Annotated in this window: 12 protein-coding genes; all 12 read left to right on the top strand. The window is 58.5% G+C overall.

Annotated elements, in window-relative coordinates:
• The first annotated feature begins 9 nt into the window (after window positions 1-9).
• The 12 genes from ACESLM_RS04595 (at window position 10) to ACESLM_RS04540 (ending at window position 19,493) form a co-directional block, all read left to right on the top strand.
• A complete protein-coding gene (locus ACESLM_RS04595) occupies window positions 10-1,818 on the top strand; it encodes a cache domain-containing sensor histidine kinase (RefSeq protein ID WP_372630199.1) in 1,809 nt (602 codons plus the stop codon).
• Window positions 1,819-1,838: 20 nt separating this feature from the next.
• Complete coding sequence (locus ACESLM_RS04590) at window positions 1,839-3,440, top strand: response regulator transcription factor (protein ID WP_372630198.1); 1,602 nt, start codon at window positions 1,839-1,841, stop codon at window positions 3,438-3,440.
• Window positions 3,441-3,709: 269 nt separating this feature from the next.
• Entirely contained in the window at window positions 3,710-5,443 is a 1,734-nt protein-coding gene (locus ACESLM_RS04585; protein ID WP_372630197.1) for a GH32 C-terminal domain-containing protein, read from the top strand.
• A gap of 114 nt (window positions 5,444-5,557) precedes the next feature.
• A complete protein-coding gene (locus ACESLM_RS04580) occupies window positions 5,558-8,416 on the top strand; it encodes an extracellular solute-binding protein (RefSeq protein ID WP_372630196.1) in 2,859 nt (952 codons plus the stop codon).
• Entirely contained in the window at window positions 8,413-9,300 is an 888-nt protein-coding gene (locus ACESLM_RS04575; RefSeq protein WP_372630195.1) for a carbohydrate ABC transporter permease, read from the top strand. The genes ACESLM_RS04580 and ACESLM_RS04575 overlap by 4 nt, the downstream gene beginning before the upstream one ends.
• Window positions 9,301-9,318: 18 nt before the next feature.
• Complete coding sequence (locus tag ACESLM_RS04570; protein WP_372630194.1) at window positions 9,319-10,191, top strand: carbohydrate ABC transporter permease; 873 nt, start codon at window positions 9,319-9,321, stop codon at window positions 10,189-10,191.
• Between the two features lie 12 nt (window positions 10,192-10,203).
• Window positions 10,204-12,306: a YIP1 family protein gene (locus ACESLM_RS04565; RefSeq protein ID WP_372630193.1), complete on the top strand. Its 2,103-nt coding sequence runs from the start codon at window positions 10,204-10,206 to the stop codon at window positions 12,304-12,306.
• A gap of 32 nt (window positions 12,307-12,338) precedes the next feature.
• Complete coding sequence (locus tag ACESLM_RS04560) at window positions 12,339-14,594, top strand: DUF5696 domain-containing protein (protein ID WP_372630192.1); 2,256 nt, start codon at window positions 12,339-12,341, stop codon at window positions 14,592-14,594.
• An 11-nt stretch (window positions 14,595-14,605) separates the two neighbouring features.
• A complete protein-coding gene (locus tag ACESLM_RS04555; protein ID WP_372630191.1) occupies window positions 14,606-15,508 on the top strand; it encodes a carbohydrate ABC transporter permease in 903 nt (300 codons plus the stop codon).
• 19 nt (window positions 15,509-15,527) lie between these two features.
• On the top strand, window positions 15,528-16,487 hold the full coding sequence (locus ACESLM_RS04550; RefSeq protein ID WP_372630190.1) for a carbohydrate ABC transporter permease: 960 nt from the start codon (window positions 15,528-15,530) through the stop codon (window positions 16,485-16,487).
• A gap of 128 nt (window positions 16,488-16,615) precedes the next feature.
• Complete coding sequence (locus tag ACESLM_RS04545) at window positions 16,616-17,959, top strand: ABC transporter substrate-binding protein (RefSeq protein ID WP_372630189.1); 1,344 nt, start codon at window positions 16,616-16,618, stop codon at window positions 17,957-17,959.
• Between the two features lie 58 nt (window positions 17,960-18,017).
• A complete protein-coding gene (locus ACESLM_RS04540; protein WP_372630188.1) occupies window positions 18,018-19,493 on the top strand; it encodes a glycoside hydrolase family 32 protein in 1,476 nt (491 codons plus the stop codon).
• Window positions 19,494-19,583 lie beyond the last annotated feature (90 nt).

The following is a 19,583-nucleotide window of genomic DNA, read 5'->3' as shown; positions in this document are numbered from 1 at the left end:
GAGTGAACGATGCTCTATTCCTTGCGCAGCCGACTGACGCTCGTTTTTTCGATATTGTTGATCGTGCCGTTTACGGCGGCGATCTTTCTGCTCAGCCACGAATCCGGCAGGCTGCTGCAACTCTCGATCGAGCGGTCGACGATGCAGACGATCGACCAGTTCTCCTCCCACGCTCAGACGCTGCTCCGGCAAGTCGAGGATATCGGCACGCAGATCATGAGCAACCGGACGACGCAGGATTGGACGGCTTCGCTGATCAACTCCGAAACGACGCAAGCCGAACGGGTGCTGGCAAAGCAGAGAGTCCGGGAGTTTTTCTCGTCGTATGCGGTCAACAATTCAAACGGCATTACGATCAGCGCGTTCACCGACGATGCCGGCGGACTTTGGACGCAAGACAACAGCTACGTGAGCAGCGATTGGTACAAGCAATTCAAGTTGAGCGGCACACGATGGACGAACGCACATTTCGACCGCGATCAGGCCGATCTGATCATGACCTCGCGGGACGTCAACAGCTTTTTGCTGCCGATGGTTCACTTGCAGTCGCTCAAGGAAGTCGGTTTCGTCAAGATCAACTACCCTACGGATGTGTTGAAAGAATCGATCGAGAAAATCCAATTCGGCAAAACGGGCAAAGCGTTCCTGCTCCGGCGGGACGGAAAGAGCGTGTTAAACCAGCCGCTCGGCGAAAATCGGGAAGTGCTCTCGGCCGCGATGGAGCGCCTCGAAGCGGAGCCTGCGAACGAGTCGGAAGGCGTTATTCCCATCGTGCACGATGGAACGAGGTATTTGCTGTTCTACAGCAAATTGTCCGCGCAGGATTGGGTCATTATCGGAGAGGTGCCGCAAGCGGAGCTGTATGAGCAGATTACCGGGATCAGACGGCTGCTGCTCGGCGTCAGCGTCATCTTGTTGATGAGCGTCATCGCGGCCGCGTTCTGGATTTCTTCCGGCATCACGAAGCCGCTTAGCGCGATGGCGCGGGCGATGAAGCATGTCGAGCGCGGCGAATTCGGCCAAGCGGCGGCGCGAATATTGCCGCAAACCTCGGGAGGGAGAAGCGAGGTCGGGTACGTCACCCGCGTGTTCGAGCGAATGAACGCTCGTCTGCGTTACTTGATCGAGACCGAGTTCGAGACGAACATGCGCCGCAAAAACGCGGAGTACAAGGCGCTGCTGTTGCAAATCAATCCGCACTTCTACAATAATACGCTGGAGATCATTAGCGGACTCGCGGCGATGAAGCGGGAGGACCTCGTCATGGATGCGACGGAGTCGCTCGGAAGAATGATGCGGTATTCGCTGAACCTGAACAGCGACCTCGTTTCGGTACATGAGGAAATGAAGTATATTCGGGATTACGCGTTCATTCTCAAGCTCCGGTACGGAGATAAGCTGGACGTCCGAATGGAAGAGAGCGCGGACGCCATGGAAGAACGCATTCCGAAATTTATTTTGCAGCCTCTGCTTGAGAACGCGGTGAAATATAGCTTGGAGAAGGATGGGCAGGCGGTCGTCTCCATCCGGATGACGGTGACCGAGGATCGGATGCGATTTGCGGTGCAAGATAACGGAACCGGCATGACGGATACGCTCGTCGGCGACTTGCTGAAGGAAGTTCGGGCGAGCGATTCCGTCCATATACTGGACAGCGGAGGCTACAGCATCGGACTTCGCAACGTGCTCGCGCGTTGCCGACTGGCATACGGGGAAAACTTCAAGCTGGACATTACATCGGATCCGAATGCGGGGACGGCGATCGTGCTGGACTTCCCGCGGCAAGCAATGACTTTGAACACCGCTCAAAGATCCTGATGCGAGGAGGAGAACCCGGCATGTACACGATCATGCTCATCGATGACGAAGTCGGCGTACGGAACAGCATCAAGGCGAAGATCGACTGGGCAGGCGCGGGGTTCTGCATGGCGCTGGAGGCGTCCAACGGCGAAGAGGCGCTGCGTATGTTGGAGTCGAATCCGCTGCCCGATCTGATCTTTTGCGATATCCGCATGCCTCAGATGGACGGCGTTGCGTTCATGCAAGCGTGCCGCGAACGCTATGCGGGTATCCGGGTGGTCGTCTTGTCGGGCTACTCGGATTTCGAATACATGAAATCCGCCATCCGATTCGGCGCCGTCGATTATTTGTTGAAGCCGATCGGACGCGGCGAGCTGACCGGGCTCGTCGCCAGGATCGCCGCGGAGCTCGAGGAAGAAGGCGCTCGCAAGCTGGAGGCGCAGAGGGAGCAGGTCAGTCGCCGGGAGCAGCTTCAACTCGCGCAGGAGCAGCAATTGCTTAGGCTCGTGAAGAGCGAGTGGGTCTCGGAGTCGACCGTCCGCGAAAGGCTGCAGCAGTTGCAATTAATCGCTTTAACCGAGGTTCCGATGCACGCGCGGATCATTACGGCGGAGATGCGCATTCCGGCCAACAGGCTGAATACGTGGAGCGAGCGCAAGGATTTGCTCGTGCTCGCGTTTCAGATGCTGGCACGCGAGCTCTCCGGTCTCTCGGATCGAATCTTCACGTTCGCGGACGCGAGCCACCCGCATTTGATGTTCTTCCTGGTCGTCTCGCCGGAAGGGGCGGATCGTTTCGCCGAAGAGCTTGTTCGTTCAGCGAAGCGGGTACTGCGGCTCGATTGCGTAACCGGCATCGGAGAAACGATCCGCGGATTGAACGAGCTGAAGAACGGGTACGCCTCCAGCATGCTGGCGTGGAGCAGGAGCACGGTGCACGGCGCTGGCAGCGAGCGGAATACGATGGATCTGGCGCAAGCGTTCACGCCGGAAATCGAGCGCAAGCTCGTCCATACGATCGAGAACTCGGATATGAAGGCTTTCGCCCGGCAACTGCAGGACTTATTCCGCACGGACCAGGATACTCCCGCGTTCGCATTCACCTTCCTGGCGTTCCGGATCATTCTGATGTTCGTCTCGGTCGCCAAAAAATTCGAACCCGGCGAGTCCGCGCTGCACCAGGTGCTGTGGGACGCTCAAATGGCCGTACGAGACTATCACTCGCGGGAGCAAGTGATGAACCGGCTGCATCGCTTGGCCGAGCTCGTTATGAACGAGGTTCGCAAGACGCGCAGCTCCAGCGGAATGCAGCTTGCCGATGCCATTCGCCAATACGTCGACGAAAATTACGGCTACGAGCTTACGCTGTCGTCGCTTGCGGAGATGTTTCACTTGAACGAGACGTACTTGTCCGGACTTTTCAAGCAGAGCGCGGGCATGACCTTCAGCGATTACGTCACGCATTTGCGGTTGAACCATGCGGAACGGCTGCTCAGGGAGAACGAGCTTAAGCTGACGGACATTGCGACGCTCGTCGGTTATTCCAGCTCGAGCTATTTCAGCACGTCCTTCAAAAAGCGTTTCGGCGTCAGCCCGAAGGAGTATCGAGAGCAGCATGCGGGCGGCGGGGATGAAGCGTAAAATCGAGACAAGAGACAGCCGAGCGGCTGTCTTTTTTGCTTTTCGCAGAAATATTGAAAACGAACATCCAAGCATATTGAAATCTTTGCGCGGACCGTCCCGTTACAATCGGTTCAGAACGAAATAGGGATAACGGGGGAGCGCTCTTGAAGCTTCGACAAGTGAAAACAAAGCATAGGGTTATCGCTGCATCATTGCTCGTTGCGATTGCGGCGGGGGCGATCAGCGCGTTAAGCGGTTGCGCCCAAAGGGGCGAGGAGGAGAAGAAGATGCCGACCGATTACACTTTCAATGCCGACCCTGCCTATTACACCGAGAAATTCCGGCCGCAATACCATCTTTCTCCGGAGACGGGCAACATGAGCGATCCGAACGGCATGGTCTTTTTCGAAGGCGAATATCACCAATTCTATCAGCATTCCGGCCAGTGGGGCCATGCGGTCAGCAAGGATCTCATCCATTGGGAGCATCTGCCGCTCGCGATCGCAAGAGACGAGCTTGGCGACATCTGGTCGGGAAGCGCGGTCGCAGATTGGAAGGACACGAGCGGATTTTTCGGCGGCAAGCCGGGATTGGTGGCGATTTTTACCCATTTCAAACACGGCTTGCAGTCGCAGAGTATCGCGTACAGCACCGACAAGGGCCGCACCTGGGTCAAGTACGAAGGCAATCCGGTCATCCCGAATCCGAACGTCAAGGACTTCCGCGATCCGAAAGTACTTTGGCACGAGCCGTCGCAATCATGGGTCATGGTCGTCTCAGTCGACCAAAAAGTATGGTTCTATCGGTCGCCGGACTTGAAGCACTGGGAGCACAGCGGCGAATTTGGCCTCGGGCACGGCTCCCATGCCGCGGTATGGGAATGCCCGGATTTGTTCGAGCTTCCGGTCGAAGGAACCGGCGAGAAGAAATGGGTGCTGACGCTCAGCATCGGGAATAACGCGGCGACGAAGGGATCGAGGGCGCAATACTTCATCGGAACGTTCGACGGGAAGACGTTCAAGAACGACAACAAGCCGGCCGTGACACTATGGTCCGACTTCGGCAAAGATTTCTACGCCGCGGTCTCCTATTCGGACATACCGGCGGAGGACAGCAGACGCATCTGGCTCGGATGGATGTCCAACTGGCGCTATCCGTTCGCTATGCCGACGGGCGCGTGGAAGGGCAACATGTCGATCCCTCGCGTTCTGAAGCTTCGGGACATCGAAGGCGAGGGCGTCCGCCTCGTGCAGGAGCCGATCGAGGAGTTGGACTCGCTTCGCGGCAAACCGGTGAAGATTGGCAAGGCCAAGCTGACGGAAGGAAACAATCCGCTTGCGGACGTCCAGGGCATCTCCTATGAGCTCGATGCTACGTTTGACGTTATTGACGACAAGCCTTTCGGAGCGCTTGTGCGCGTAGGCCAAGACGGTCAGCAAACGGCCATTCGCTATGAGCCGCAGACGGGAGAGCTCGTGCTGGACCGTACGAAATCCGGCGTCAGCGACTTCGAAGCGAACTTCGCCGAGCGCATGTCCGCGCCGGTGAAGCCGAAGGATGGCGCCGTGAAGCTGCGCGTCTACGTGGACGACACAACGGTAGAGGTGTTCGCGAACGACGGCGAAGTCGTCTTGACTGCGATCGTCTTCCCGGAACCGACGAGCGCGGGCGTCGCGTTGTTCTCGGAAGGAGAGACCAAGCTGCGCGATGCCGTCTACTACCCGATGCGGACCGTGTGGCGCGACGAAGATCCGAATAGCGACAAGCCGCTTCGGATCGCGCTTAGCCCGAGCATTCTTCGCGTTAAAGCCGGAGAGACGGGACGGCTGTCGGCCGCCGTCCTTCCGTTCGCGGCCAGTCAGGATATCGTATGGGAATCCACCGATCCGTCGGTTGCCGAAATCGCGGCGGGCGAAGACGGCATTGCGGCGGTCAAAGGCTTGAAAGCCGGTCAAGCGACGCTGAAGGCGGTAAGCAAAGACGGCAACGCGAGCCATTCTCTGAACGTGTTCGTCGAGTGAGTTTATCGCGCAGATCATGTTGCAAGGCGGACGCCAATGAAAATGAAATCAATCGGCCGCCGGAATGGATATAACAGAGTTCAGAGAGGTTATGACGCTGCACGGGGGTTGCCTATGAAGAAGAAAGCGATATGGCTATGGACATCGGCGCTCTTGTTCGTCTTGATTGTCGCAACATCGGCGGCTGTTGCGCTCACTTTCAGCGAAGCGCCGAACGCCGAGGCGAAGCGCTATGAAGCAGAGAACGCGTCGGCGCCGCTAGCGGGCATCGTATCGCCGGCCGCGCAGATCGCGGCGGTCGACGGGGCGGAGCCGCAGCTGCTGGCGGAGGCTCAAGGACGGCAGCGGGTGCTTCGATGGGACGAAGGGCAGACCGTGGAGTGGAAGGTTGTCGTTTCGGAGGACGCATCATACTCGCTCTCGGTCGGCTATTATCCGCTCGACGGAACCGGCCAGGACATCGAATTCCGGCTTTTCGCCGACGGTTCGCCGGTCGCGGAGAAGGACACGATCTTCCGCCTGAACCGCATATGGAGGGACGCGCAGGCGGATCTCGCGCGCATTAACGGGAACGAGCTGCGCTCCAGGCAGGAAGAAGCGCGCGTATGGCTTGAGTCCCGCATCGGCAGCGCGGACGCGCTTGTCGGTTCCAGCCTGCAGCTGAAGCTTGCGAAGGGCGAGCATCGCATCCGGCTGGAGAACCTTAGAGAGTCGGCGCTGCTCGATTACCTTCTTCTGACGAAGCAGGAAGCCGGGAGAACGTACGCGGAGTATCGCGCAACCCTTGATCCGCAAGCGACCGCCGGAGCAGCCGATTCGGAAGCGATCGTCATCGAAGCCGAGCGCGCGTATTTAAAATCCGAGTCGGGCTTGTACCCGACGGTGGATCGCTCCAGTCCGATCACAACGCCGTACCATCCAACTAAAATCCGGATCAACACGATCGGGGCCTCGAACTGGAACGTTTCCGGTCAATGGATCTCGTGGAAGTTCGAGGTTCCGGAGGACGGCGCGTATAAGATCGGCATGCGTTACCGGCAAAACAAGCTGAAGGGCGCGTTCTCGGCGCGGAAAATGTATATCGACGGCCAGGTGCCCTTCCAGGAGTTAGACGAGGTTCGGTTCGACAACGCTTCAGGCTGGAAAGTGAAGGAGTTGGGCGAAGAGACGGGCGAGCCATACGCGGTATACCTGACCAAGGGGACGCACGAACTGAAAATGGAGGTTACGCTCGGCGCGATGGGACCGTTCCTGCAAGAGGTTCAGGAGACGGTATACCAACTGAACGAGCGGTACCGGAAGATCATTATGATTACGGGCGTCAAGCCGGATTCTTACCGGGATTACGAGCTCGACAAGAGCATGCCGGATCTCGTCGCATCGCTGAAAACGCTTCGCGATCGGCTGAAGGACGAGTCCGACCGGCTCGTGGCCATGACGGGCCGACAGAACGAAGGGTCGCGCGCGCTCTCCCGGTTGTCCGGGCAGCTTGACGGATTCGCCGCCGATCCGGATTCGATCCCCAAGCAGCTCGGTAATTATATCAATAATGTAACGGCGCTCGCGGACTGGATCATCGACGCCAGATATCAGCCGCTGGAGTTGGACAAACTGTACGTCGCCGGTGCGAGCGTCAAGCTGCCTGCGGACGACGCTTCGCTCGTCGCCAAAGCCGCGCATGAAATCCGGGCGTTCGTCGGTTCCTTCTTCGAGGACTATGACAGCCTGGGCACGGAATCGACGGAAGCAGGCGGGCGGTCAGTCGAGGTGTGGATCGGAAGCGGGCGCGACCAAGCGTACGTAGTGAAACGGTTGATCGACGAACAGTTCACGCCGTCGACGGGCATCAACGTGGAGGTCAATCTTGTCCGCAACGCCCTCGTGGTCGCCGTCATGGCCGGCAAGGGGCCGGACATCAACCTGTTCACGAGGCGCGGGGAAGCGATGGATCTCGCGATCCGCGGGGCGTTAAGCCCGCTCGATACGCGCGAAAGCTTCGACGGGCTGAAGGGGCAGTATATGCCTTCCGCGTTCGAACCTTACGAGTACGATGGCCATACGTACGCGGTGCCGGACGAACAGGAATTTTTCATGATGTATTATCGGGAAGACATTCTCGACGATCTGGGACTGAAGCCGCCGCAGACGTGGGACGATCTGATGGATATCGCGCCGGTTCTGCAGAACAGCAACCTGCAGATCGGGCTTCCCTACGAGAATCTCGACGCGTCCCAATTGAAAGACCGAGGCATCGGTACGCTGAACCTGTTCCCGACGCTGCTTATGCAGCGGGGAATCAGTCTGTACAACGACGCGCGAGACGCCACTCGGCTAGACGAGCCAACGGCTGCGGACGCTTTCGCTGCGTGGACGAATTTCTACAAGCTGTACGACTACCCGCTTTACAAAAGCGATTACTATCGTTTCAGGACGGGCCAAATGCCGATCGTGATCGCGACTTACAGGTTGTACAGCCTGCTGTCTGTCGCGGCGCCGGAAATCGCCGGAAGCTGGCGAATGGCGCAAATTCCGGGGGTTCCGCAGCCGGACGGCACGATCAACCGCGCCTCCGCGGCGACCGGTACGTCGGCCATCATGCTGAACTCCGCGAAGGACAAAGATGCCGCGTGGCAGTTCATGCAATGGTGGAATTCTCCGGAGGTTCAGAGTCAGTACGCGCAGGAGCTCGAGAACGAGACCGGCGAAATCGGCCGCAAGACGCCCGCAAACGTCGAAGCGTTCAAACGGAGCCGGTGGAGTGTCGACGAGCAGCGGATGCTGCTGGAGCAGTGGAAGGAAGTTCAGGAGGTGCCCGAACTGCCGGGCAGCTACTATACGACCCGAAGCTTGGACAACGCGTTCCGGGGCGTCGTGTTCCAGTGGAGGAGCCCGCGTGAAAGCCTGAACAAGTGGAACAAGCAAATCAACGAAGAAATCAAACGGAAGCGCTATGAATTCGGGGTGGAACCATGATCCGCGCGCTTAAAGAGCATAAAGAGAGCTACCTGCTGCTGACGCCATACATGATCTTCTTTCTCGCGTTCACGATTGCTCCGGTCATCATCTGCATCGCGCTCGGATTTACGTACTTCAGCATGGTCGAACCGCCGCGATTTATCGGCTGGCACAATTACGTCCGGATGTTCCTCGACGACGATGTCTTCATCATCGCGGTGAAGAACACGCTGATCTTCGCCTTCATTACCGGACCGATCGGCTATGTGCTCAGCTTCATCGTCGCATGGATGATCAACGACATGCCGCGGACGATCCGGTCGATTCTGACGACGATCTTCTATATCCCGGCAATCGCGGCGCCGTCGATCTATCCGATGTGGTTCCAGGTTTTCAGTCCGGACGAATACGGTTACGTGAACTCGTTCCTGATCAACCTCGGTTTCATCGATCAGCCGGTCGCCTGGCTGCTCGATCCGAAGTACATGATGGGCGTGCTCATTCTGATTCAGCTGTGGCTGAGCTTGGGCATCAGCTTCCTTGCCTTCGTGGCGGGGCTGCAAACGATAGACAAGAGCCTCTACGAAGCCGGCGTCATGGACGGGATCAAAAACCGATTCCAGGAATTGTGGTACATTACGCTGCCGTCGATGGTTCCGCAGCTCGTGTTTGGCGCCGTTATGCAGATCGTCGCTTCTTTCAGCATCGCCGACGTTTCGATCGAGCTGGCCGGCTTCCCGAGCACGGATTACGCGGCCGAGACCATCGTTACCCATCTGAGAGACTACTTGAACATACGCTATGAATTGGGCTATACGTCAGCCATCTCGGTCTTCCTGTTCCTGATGATGGTGTTCTCCAGCAGGCTGACGACGAAGCTGCTTCATAAGGTCGGTTCGTAACGGAAGGAGGCATGCGGCATGTGGATGATCAAGACAAGCAAAGCCGGCGCCAAAGCGCGGCGCTCCTTCTCTGGGAACCTCGCGATGTATGCGCTTGTCGGCGCATTGGCGTTGCTATCGGCGCTGCCTTTGATTTATACGTTCATTAACTCGATCAAGCCGGTCGACGAGCTTTATCAGTTTCCGCCCAAATTCACCGTCGCAAGGCCGACGCTCGACAACTACAGCGAGCTGTACCAATTGGCGTCGACGATATGGGTACCGTTGTCCCGTTACATGTTTAACACGCTGTTCGTCGCGACGGCGGGCACCCTGCTGCACGCGCTGTTCGCGACGATGGCGGCCTATCCGCTGGCAAAGCACCGGTTCCCGGGCAAGAACGTCGTTTTCTCCGCGATCGTCCTGGGCCTTATGTTCGTGCCCGCGGTGACGTTTATGCCGCTGTTCGTCATCATGAGCGAAACGAAGCTGCTGAACACGTACGGCGCGCTCATCTTTCCGGGCATCGGCGTATCGCTGGGACTGTTCCTCATGAAGCAATTCATCGAGCAGCTGCCCGACCCGATTCTGGAAGCGGCCCGTATCGACGGCGCGAACGAAACCCGGATTCTGTTCCGGATCATTATCCCGAACGCGACACCGGCGATCATGACGGTCATACTGTTCCAATTCACGCAGATGTGGAACTTCACGCAAACGGATCTCATCTTCTCCGAATCCTTGAAGACGCTCCGCGCGGCGCTCGAACAGATCGTGCCGAAGGGCGACCCGATCCTGAGAGCGGGCGCAGGCTCGGCGGCATCGGTTATCCTCATGCTGCCTCCGATCGCGTTGTTTATTCTGATCCAGCGCAAAGTCGTCGAGACGATGACTTTCGCCGGCATCAAGTGACGGAGGAAGCCCATGAACAACCTATTCGCACGACTCGCCATGGCATTCGTCCTCGCCGTCGGCGCCATGGCCGCAGCCGTTCCCGGCGCCGCCCGGGCGGAGGCGCCGTATCACGCTTACAGCTACGACGAATGGGGGCATTCGCAAGCTTCGCCCGCCGGTTACTTGCCGGAGCGGACGTATACCGGGGCCGAAGTCGGCGGACAGCATTTCAGCGAGCCGCAAGACCTGTTCGTTGACCATGCCGGCAACGTCTACGTTGCCGACACGGGCAATGCGCGGATCGTTGTGCTGGACTCCGAGTTCCGGCTGACGCAATCGATCGATCATCTGAGCTTGAACGGCCAGCCGTTGCCGTTGAAGCGGCCGACGGGCGTATACGTCTCGGCTCAGGGGACGCTCTATATCGCCGACGAAGGCCGCATCCTGCGGGCGAACGGCCGGCTCCAAGCCGACCTTGTCCTTGAGAAGCCGATCCACCCGCTTATCGCCGGCGATTTCGTCTTCAAGCCGGTCAAGGTCGCGGCGGATAAGGCAGGCCGAATCTACGTGTTATCGGAAGGACTGTTCTTCGGCTTGATGCAATTCGATCCGAAGGGCGAATTCATGGGGTACTATGGCAGCAATAAGGTGGAAGTGACCCCCTATGTCGTGCTCGAGACGTTCTGGAAGCGCATTTTAACGAAGTCGCAGCGCGAAGCGATGGCCAAGCTTCTGCCGATTGAGTACTCGAATCTCGATATCGGCGCCGACGGCTTCGTCTATACGACGACGATCATCTCGAAAAATTCGCGCGAGGAGATCAAGAAGCTGAATCCGCTCGGCAACAACGTTCTGGTCAACGCCGACACCGGCAACGACTTTGGAGACCGCGAATTCTCGCAGAGGAAGGGCGTCAGGCAAGATACGTCCTTCGTAGACGTCGCGGTACACCCGGACGGCTTTATCGCGGGACTCGATCGGACGAGAGGGCGCGTGTTCGAATACGACTCGGAAGGCAACCCGGTTGCGGTGTTCGGCTCGCTTGGCAACCAGCGGGGAACATTCCTGCAGCCGACGGCCGTCGCGTACCAAGGCAATGCAGTACTTGTGCTGGACGCGGCCAAACGCAATATCACGCGATTCGTCCCGACGGAATACGGCAGCCTCGTTCATCGGGCTACGCTGCTGTACGCCGAAGGACGCTACGCGGAGGCGGCCGAAATATGGCATCAAGCGTCCAGGCGAGACATGAACAATCGCGAGGCGTACGCTGGCATCGCCAAAGCGCTCGAGAACGAAGGAAAATACGAAGAAGCGCTGCCGTATTACCGGCTCGGCGCCGACCGCGGCGGCTATTCGGACTCCTACGGGAAAATTCGGATTCAGACGGTTCGCGAGCATTTGCCGCTCATCATGTCGTTGTTAGGCTGCCCGCTGCTCGGCTATTACGGACGCAAAGCGTACCGGTACGCGAAAGGAACCGCAACGAAGAAGAAGACGGCGCGCAATCCGCTGCTGTTCCGCCGCAAGCTGAATCCGCTGAAGGCGCTGCTCCATCCATTCGACAGCTTCTATGCGGTCAAAGAGGAAGGCAAAGGCTCGCTCTTGTTCGCGGGCGTCATCGTGACGATATTCTTCTTCGCCAGTATCGCAAGTCGGCAGAACACGGGCTTTATTTTCAACCCCCATGAATTGAACGACTTGAACGTGCTGCTGATCGCAGCGAAAACGATCGTTCTGTACGGCTTGTGGGTCTCCTGCAATTGGGCGGTGGCGACGTGGATGGACGGCGAAGGCAAGGCGAAGGAAATCGCGATCATCAGCGCCTACGCGTTGACTCCGTACGTGGCAGCCCTGATTTTGACGACGTTGCTGAGCAATGTGCTCGTGCTGGAGGAAGGCGTTTTCTTGCCCTACATGACCGCGGTCTCTCTAATTTGGAGCGGCGTGCTCATGCTGGTCGGCTTCCTGGCCATTCACGATTACGGTTTCAAACGCACGCTGACATCCGTCCTGCTGACGTTCGCTGCGATGGCGATTGTCGTGTTCCTGGCGATGCTCTTCTACACGCTGTTTCAGCAAACTTATCTTTTCGTTAAGACAATCTACAACGAGCTGATGTTCCGGATCTAGAGTTCAAAGACAGCAGGAAGGAGGCATACGCGATGAAAATCATGCGATGGTCGATCAAGCTGCTCGCGGTCCTGGCGCTCGTCATCGGCGCGTACGTCGCGCTGAAGGCCGCCGACGGCCGCCAGCCGGCGGCCGTCAGCGGCGAACAAACGGCGGTCGTCCTTCCGGAGGCGGGCGAGCCGAAGAACGGTCCGGCGGTGCGCGTCGCGCGAACGGAACGGCTGGCGATGGACTTCGATCCGGGCACGGCGGTCGTGACGGTGACCGATCTTGCTTCTGGGGCCCTATGGTCCAGCAATCCGGCCGACCGGGAGACGGATAAAGTGGCCAAGGGCGCCAAGCTGCAGGACTTGAACGCGCAACTGTTGCTGGATTACGTGGACGAGCAGAGCAGGCCATTTCAATTGAATAATTATACCGGGAGCATTAAAGACGGTACGTACGCGTGGAAACGGACGGATGACGGCGTTGAAGTGACGTTCGCCTTCGGGCAGGCGGGCTTCGTCATTCCCGTTCGATACAGCCTGCAGGACGACGGTTTCTCCGCGGCGGTTGAGACGTCGCGCATCGAACAGAGGGGCAAGTACAGCCTGGTCAATATCAATCTGCTCCCGTTCTTCGGCGCGGGCGGCATCGCCGATGAGGGATACTTGCTCGTGCCGGACGGCAGCGGCGCCCTCATGCGCTTCAACAATGGCAAGAGTATCTATCAAGCCTTCGACGAACGCGTATACGGCCGGGATCGCGCCGTCGAGAAGCCGCTTAACAACCAGCGGACGGAAACGGTCATGCTCCCGGTGTTCGGGTTGAAGAAGAACGATGCGGCGTTCGTCGCGGTTATCCGCCAAGGCGCTTACCAGGCCGGCATCCGAGCATCGGTAAGCGGCAAGTCGAACGCCTACAACTCGGTATCGGGCTATCTCAACCTGATGGAGATAGAGACGAACGTCGTCATGGAAGGCAGCGCGAACGAGAAGCAGGTGCTGCGGGCTTCCGCTTCCAACGCGGGCGGCGCGCCCTTCGAGGTTCGCTACCATTTTCTCGGCGGAGATCGGGCCGATTACACGGGCATGGCCGGTCGGTACAGACAATATTTGCAGGAGGAGCAAGGCGTGAAGCCTTATCGCGGGCGGCCGTTCTCCCCGCCTCCGCTCATGCTGGAGCTGATCGGCGCCATTCCGGTTCGCGAGACGTTCCTGGGCATTCCGTACGGCACGACGCGGACGCTCACCTCGTTCGACGACATTCGGGACATCGCTGCGAGACTGAGGAGCAGCGGCGTTCCGAATGTCAGCATCCGGCTGGCGGGCTGGCAGGACGGAGGCATGCGAGGCAAGGTGCCGATTTCCCAAGAGGCCGAAAGCGGGATTGGCGGCAACAAGGGCTTTCGCAAGCTCGCGCAGGAGATGGAAGAGCAAGGAAACGCGCTCTATCCCGTCGTCGATCCGATCAATCTGTACGTGAACGGCAACGGTTTCAACCGATTTTTCGACGCCGCCCGCAACATCAGCCGGGCGCCCGCGCTGCAGCGCAGCTACTTGCTCGGCAGCGGAGCCCGCGATCCGAACGTCCGTCCCTCTTATTTGATGAAGCCGGAGTCCGTGGCTGAAGCGATCGGAAAGTTTGCGAAGTCGGCGGAGAAGAACGGCTATTCCCGAACCGCCTACGAGAGCGTCGGCTCGATGCTGTACTCCGACTTCCGAAAAAACTCGCTGTCCAAGAACGAGACGGGGCGCATTTGGGAGGAGAGCTTGCGCGACGCGGCTTCGCGCAGCGACGGTCTGCTCTTCGGACGGGCGAATGCTTATACGTTTCCGAACGCGGAAGCGCTCGCTGACGTTCCGCTAAACGCCAGCGGCTTCGATATGGAGGACGAATCCGTTCCGTTCTACAGCATGGCGGTCAGCGGGTTGATCCCGGCTTACGGGGAGCCGATCAATCTCAGGGGAGATACCCGCGCTTATCTGCTCAAGTTGCTCGAGACCGGCACCTATCCGGCTTACCGGTTCGTCGCCCGCGACGGCAGCCTGCTCGTCGGCACCGCGTATGACGATTTGTACGGCGGCGACTTCAATCTATGGTTCGAGGACGTCATCTCGCAATACGAAGAGTTGAGCGGGGTGCTGTCTCAGACAGCCGGCCAATCGATCGTCAGGCATGACAAGCTCGGCGAAGGCGTGTACCGGACAGAATTCGCGGGCGGCAAGACGGTTACGGTCAATTATTCGAATGACATTTTCATCGCAGACGATGAGCCGATCGAACCGAACGGCTACCGCGTTCGCTAGGGGGGGATTACATGTTCAGACGGTTGCAATCGATGTCCTACCCGAGGAAGAAGCAGCTCTATGGCTTGATGTTCGTTCTGCCGTGGATCGTCGGGTTCGTGCTCTTTTTCTCCGGTCCGCTCCTGACCTCGCTGAAGTTCGCTTTCCAGAACATGGAGATGACCCCGGAGGGCCTTAAAGGGACGTTCGTAGGCGGGGACAACTTCATGTACGCCATCTTCAAGGATCCGCAATTTATCCGCGAAACCGTCGATTCGTTCGTGAACATGCTGTACGGCGTTCCGCTCATTCTCGTTTACGCCCTGTTCGTCGCGGTGCTGCTGAAGAACAAGTTCCGGGGCAGGGGCCTTATGCGGGCAATCGCGTTCCTGCCGGTGATCGTCGCATCGGGCGTGTTGATGGAGATATTGAAGGAAGACATTTTCTCCCAAGGGGTGCGGGGCGGCACGGATACCGTCTACCTGTTCGGAGGCGGGGGAATTAACGGGGTGTTAACCGAGCTTGGCTTCGGACCGAAGCTCATCGAGGTTTTCAACAGCGTCATCGCCCGGATCTTCGATCTGACGTGGCGTTCGGGCGTTCAAGTGCTGCTCTTTCTGGCCGGCTTGCACGCGATTTCCGGCGAGCTGTACGAAGCGTCGTCCGTCGAAGGGGCGAGGTCGTGGGAGCAGTTCTGGAAAATCACGCTGCCGATGCTGACGCCGTTCATTCTGCTTAATGTGATCTATACGATTATCGACACGTTCACCGATTACGGCAACGGGGTCGTGCTTATGATCTACAACACGGCGTTCGAGCAGGTCCGGTTCGGTTACAGCAGCGCGCTCTCCTGGATCTACTGTCTTCTGATCGGCCTGTTCCTGGGCCTGGTGTACGCGCTGCTCAAGAAACGGCTCGTCCATCTGCACAACTAATCGAAAGCGGTGAACCGTTATGAACGTTAGAGTGCCGGCGAAATGGAGCAAGCTGTTCCTTTCCCGCGTCGTTTCCTTCATCCGCTTCGCGGTGTTGATCGTGCTGGCGTACCAATTGCTGTATCCGCTCCTCTATATGTTCAGCATGGCGCTCAGGCTGCCGGAGGAAGTGACGGATCCGAGCGTCATCTGGATTCCGAAGACGGTATCGCTGCAAAATTTCGCCGATACGCTGCGGGTTATGGACTTCTGGGGCGCTTTCGAGAACAGCTTGTATATCGGCTTAGGCTGCGGACTTCTGGACATCCTGTCTTGCGCTTTTGTCGCTTACGGCTTCGCAAGATTCCATTTCCCGCTGGCGAAGACGTTGTTCGCGCTTGTCATCCTGACGCTCGTCGTCCCGGTTCAAACGATCATCCTGCCGCTGTATGCGGACATGAAATTCTTCGACGCGTTCGGATTGATGAAGCTTTGGTCGGCGATTGCGGGGGGGCCGGATTCGATCAGTCTCATCGGCAGCTACTGGTCGTTCTATCTTCCGTCGCTCTTCGCGATGGGGCTGCGCTCGGGCTTGTACATCTTCATCTTCCGCCAGTTTTTCGCGGGGATGCCGAAGGAACTGGAGGACGCCGCTTACGTCGACGGCTACGGGCCGTTCCGGACGTTCTTCCGCATCATGCTCCCGAACGCGAAGAACGCGATCATCACCGTGTTCTTGTTCTCCTTCGTTTGGCATTGGAACGAGTATTACATGTCTAACCTGTTCCTTGGCCATATGAAGAAAAATTTTGCGATCGCGCTGTCTTCGCTCAGGGTCGACCTCGAATCGATCGTGAACGTTCAGACGATCAGCGACCCGCTGGCCGTATTGACCCGAATTCAGGCCGGGGCGTTGCTCGCGATCCTGCCTCTGCTCGTCCTGTACTTGCTTACGCAGCGGTTTTTCACGGACAGCGTGGAGCACGTCGGCATCAAGTAGAGGCCCGCGGGCCGCAGGAAAGGAGGCGATGCCTTCCGGATTTCGGACGAACTGAGGCAAGCAAGGCTTATTCAAGGGAGTCATACGGTACCTATTCTTCAGTAAGTACACAAGGAGGATTATTGTCCATGAATAACAAAAAAATCGGAATCGGATTATCGCTCGTCCTGTCTATCATGCTTGTCATCACGGGCTGCGGCGGCAACGGCAAGGAAGACGCTTCGCCTTCCGCGAGCGCGCCAGCGTCCAGCGCGGCCGCCACCGAATCTCCTTCGGCATCCGCGGAAACGCCGAAGGTCGACGGCAACATCACGATTCTTTATCATACGTCCAAGGAGCAGTACGAGGAGTCGAAAGCGAACAACCCAAGCGCTTACGACGCCGTGTGGGAGACGATCCCGCAGTTCGAAGCGGAGACCGGCGGCAAAGTCACCGTCATCGCAGTTCCGTGGGGCGACCAGAAACCGACGCTCATCTCGATGGTCAACGCGGGCGACCAAGTCGATATCGCGCAGGCGAACGATCAGAACTTCCCGGTGTATCCGCTAAAGAAAATCGTGCAGCCGATTGATCCGTACGTGGATCTGTCCGATCCGATGTGGAACGGCGCGGTCACGAACACGTTCACGTTCGGCGGCAAGCCGTACGCGGTCGGCACGTCCGCAGCGCCCATCGTCATCTACTACAACAAGACGCTGTTCACGAACAACGGCGTGAAGACGCCTTCGGAATACTACCAGGAAGGCAGCTGGAACTGGAATGCGTTCCGCGAGGTCGCGATGCAGATGACGGCCGACACGGACGGCGACGGCAAAAACGACCAGTTCGGCTTCGGCTGGTGGGATGCGGGCTATCCGCTTTACGTAGGCTCCAACGGCAAAACGCTGCTGAACTACGGCGCGGACGGCGCGATCTCGACGAACTACGATTCGGAGAACGTCAAGGAAGCCATGCAGTTTGCGCAGGACGCGCTCTTGAAAGACAAGTTCATCGACAGGGAGAAGGAAGGCGATTACTTCATCTCCGAGTTCAAGAACGGCAAACTCGCGATGACCGCGGAATATGGCCTTTCCGGCTTCACGGTTTTCAAGAGCGATTACGAAATCGATTTCGTGCCGGTGCCGACAGGTCCGAAAGGCGCGAACGACGTCGGTCCGGGCGGACTTTCCGGCTGGGCGATTCCGACCGCTTCCAAAAACCCGCAAGGCGCGGCTGCGTTCATCAAGATGATGTCCGCGAATGAAGCGAAAGTCGCTTCGGAAGCGAACGTAACGAACTTCGGCCAAGATAAAGTCGACCTGATCAACAAGCTGGCCGGCAAAGTCCTTTTCGCTCCGATCGGCGTAGAGAAGTATTGGGACGCGAACGGCATCGTCCTGGCGGGCATCAAAGACGGTACGCCGGCAGGCACCTTCTCGCAAAACGCCAAGAACATGCTCGAAGAAGGCATCAATATTACACTTAGTCAATAATGGGCGACGGGTCCGGACGGCTTTTGCCGAGCCGGGCCTTTTCCGAGGAGGAACCGGGATGAAGCATCAAGAACGGATCGCGCTCGCGAACGGGGCGCTCGGCGGCGAGTCGCACGCGGTCAAGAACGAGCGCTACCGCCTTCGCTACCATTTGATGCCGGCGGTCGGATGGATGAACGATCCGAACGGCCTCATCTATTTCAAGGGCAAGTATCACGTCTTCTATCAGCATTATCCGTTCGCGCCGAAGCAAGGACCGATGTACTGGGGCCATGCGGTCAGCGCGGATCTCGTGAACTGGGAGCACCTTCCCGTCGCGCTCGCTCCGTCCGAGCCTTACGACTATGTGACCGACGGCATCGGCGGCGGGTGCTGGTCCGGCTCCGCTGTGGACGATAACGGAACGCTTACTTTGATCTATACGGGTCACGTTGACGGACGCAAGCCGGAGGAGGTGCAATGTCTGGCGACGAGCGCGGACGGCATCGTCTTCGAGAAAGCCGCGTTCAACCCGGTCATTGAAGGACCGCCGGAGGAGGGCGGGTTCGGATTTCGCGATCCGAAGGTATGGAGGCGGGACGGCAGGTGGCACATGGTCGTCGGATACGGTAAGGATGGCAACGGCAAGGCGCTGTATTACCGGTCCGACGATCTTCGCGTGTGGACGTTCATCGGCGCGGCTGCCGAAGGCGACGGAGCGATGGGCAATATGTGGGAATGCCCGGACTTGTTCCCGCTGGGCGGCGAAGACCGCCACGTGCTGATCGTGTCGCCGATGAACATGGGCGACACGAAGACGCTCTATCTGTCCGGGAGCTTCGATTACGAGAGCGGCAAGCTGGACGTCCGCTATAGGGAGCGTCTGGACTACGGCTTCGACTTTTACGCGCCGCAGACGCTGCTCGATGAACGCGGACGTCGCATTCTCATCGGCTGGATGAACATATGGGGCAGCGATATGCCGGAGCGGGAGGACGGCTGGATGGGCGCGATGACGTTGCCGCGGGAGTTGCGGCTGACGGAAGACGGGTTGCTCGTCATGGAGCCGGTCGAAGAACTGCAAGCACTGCGGGGGAAGCACATTTCCTTCGGAGCGCATGTCGTTGCCGAGGGAGTGGGACTGTCCCATCTCGGCATTCACGGGGATGCGCTCGAATTGATCATGGCGTTCGACGCCGGCGCCTCGTCTGCCCGAGCGTTCGGAGTGCGGGTGCGCTGCTCCGCGGACGGCGGCGAATATACGGAAATCAGATACGATCGCGAGAAGGGGAACGTATCGGTCGATCGCGATCGCTCCGGGGCGAACGTCAAAGGCGTCGCGGAGATGGAACTTTGGCCGGACGCGGACGGGATCGTAATGCTGCGTCTTTTCGTGGACAGAACTTCAGTCGAGCTGTTCGCGGGCAATCGCGCGATGTCGAACAGAATATACCCGCGTCCGGACAGCCTCGGCGTCGAGTGGTTCGCGGAAGGCGGAGACGCGGTGCTCAGGTCGCTCGACGCATGGGAAATGCGGCAGGAGGGACCGGAATGAAGCTTGGATTCAGATGAGACAACAGGAGAATACCAATCCGGCCGGCTGCGGGCGGCCGGATTTTTTGTTCAACTGTTCATGGATTCACGC

Source organism: Cohnella sp. (assembly GCF_041641335.1).
GTDB lineage: Bacteria > Bacillota > Bacilli > Paenibacillales > Paenibacillaceae > Cohnella.
The sequence above is the reverse complement of the archived record's forward strand: the minus strand, read 5'-3'. Positions and strand labels throughout refer to the sequence as shown.

Excerpts from the sequence above, each read along its gene's own strand:
- ACESLM_RS04580 (WP_372630196.1), top strand. The coding sequence starts at position 5,558 with ATGAAGAAGAAAGCGATATGGCTATGGACATCGGCGCTCTTGTTCGTC.
- ACESLM_RS04595 (WP_372630199.1), top strand. The coding sequence starts at position 10 with ATGCTCTATTCCTTGCGCAGCCGACTGACGCTCGTTTTTTCGATATTG.
- ACESLM_RS04540 (WP_372630188.1), top strand. The coding sequence starts at position 18,018 with ATGAAGCATCAAGAACGGATCGCGCTCGCGAACGGGGCGCTCGGCGGC.
- ACESLM_RS04560 (WP_372630192.1), top strand. The coding sequence starts at position 12,339 with ATGAAAATCATGCGATGGTCGATCAAGCTGCTCGCGGTCCTGGCGCTC.
- ACESLM_RS04545 (WP_372630189.1), top strand. The coding sequence starts at position 16,616 with ATGAATAACAAAAAAATCGGAATCGGATTATCGCTCGTCCTGTCTATC.
- ACESLM_RS04550 (WP_372630190.1), top strand. The coding sequence starts at position 15,528 with ATGAACGTTAGAGTGCCGGCGAAATGGAGCAAGCTGTTCCTTTCCCGC.
- ACESLM_RS04575 (WP_372630195.1), top strand. The coding sequence starts at position 8,413 with ATGATCCGCGCGCTTAAAGAGCATAAAGAGAGCTACCTGCTGCTGACG.
- ACESLM_RS04555 (WP_372630191.1), top strand. The coding sequence starts at position 14,606 with ATGTTCAGACGGTTGCAATCGATGTCCTACCCGAGGAAGAAGCAGCTC.
- ACESLM_RS04590 (WP_372630198.1), top strand. The coding sequence starts at position 1,839 with ATGTACACGATCATGCTCATCGATGACGAAGTCGGCGTACGGAACAGC.
- ACESLM_RS04565 (WP_372630193.1), top strand. The coding sequence starts at position 10,204 with ATGAACAACCTATTCGCACGACTCGCCATGGCATTCGTCCTCGCCGTC.
- ACESLM_RS04570 (WP_372630194.1), top strand. The coding sequence starts at position 9,319 with ATGTGGATGATCAAGACAAGCAAAGCCGGCGCCAAAGCGCGGCGCTCC.
- ACESLM_RS04585 (WP_372630197.1), top strand. The coding sequence starts at position 3,710 with ATGCCGACCGATTACACTTTCAATGCCGACCCTGCCTATTACACCGAG.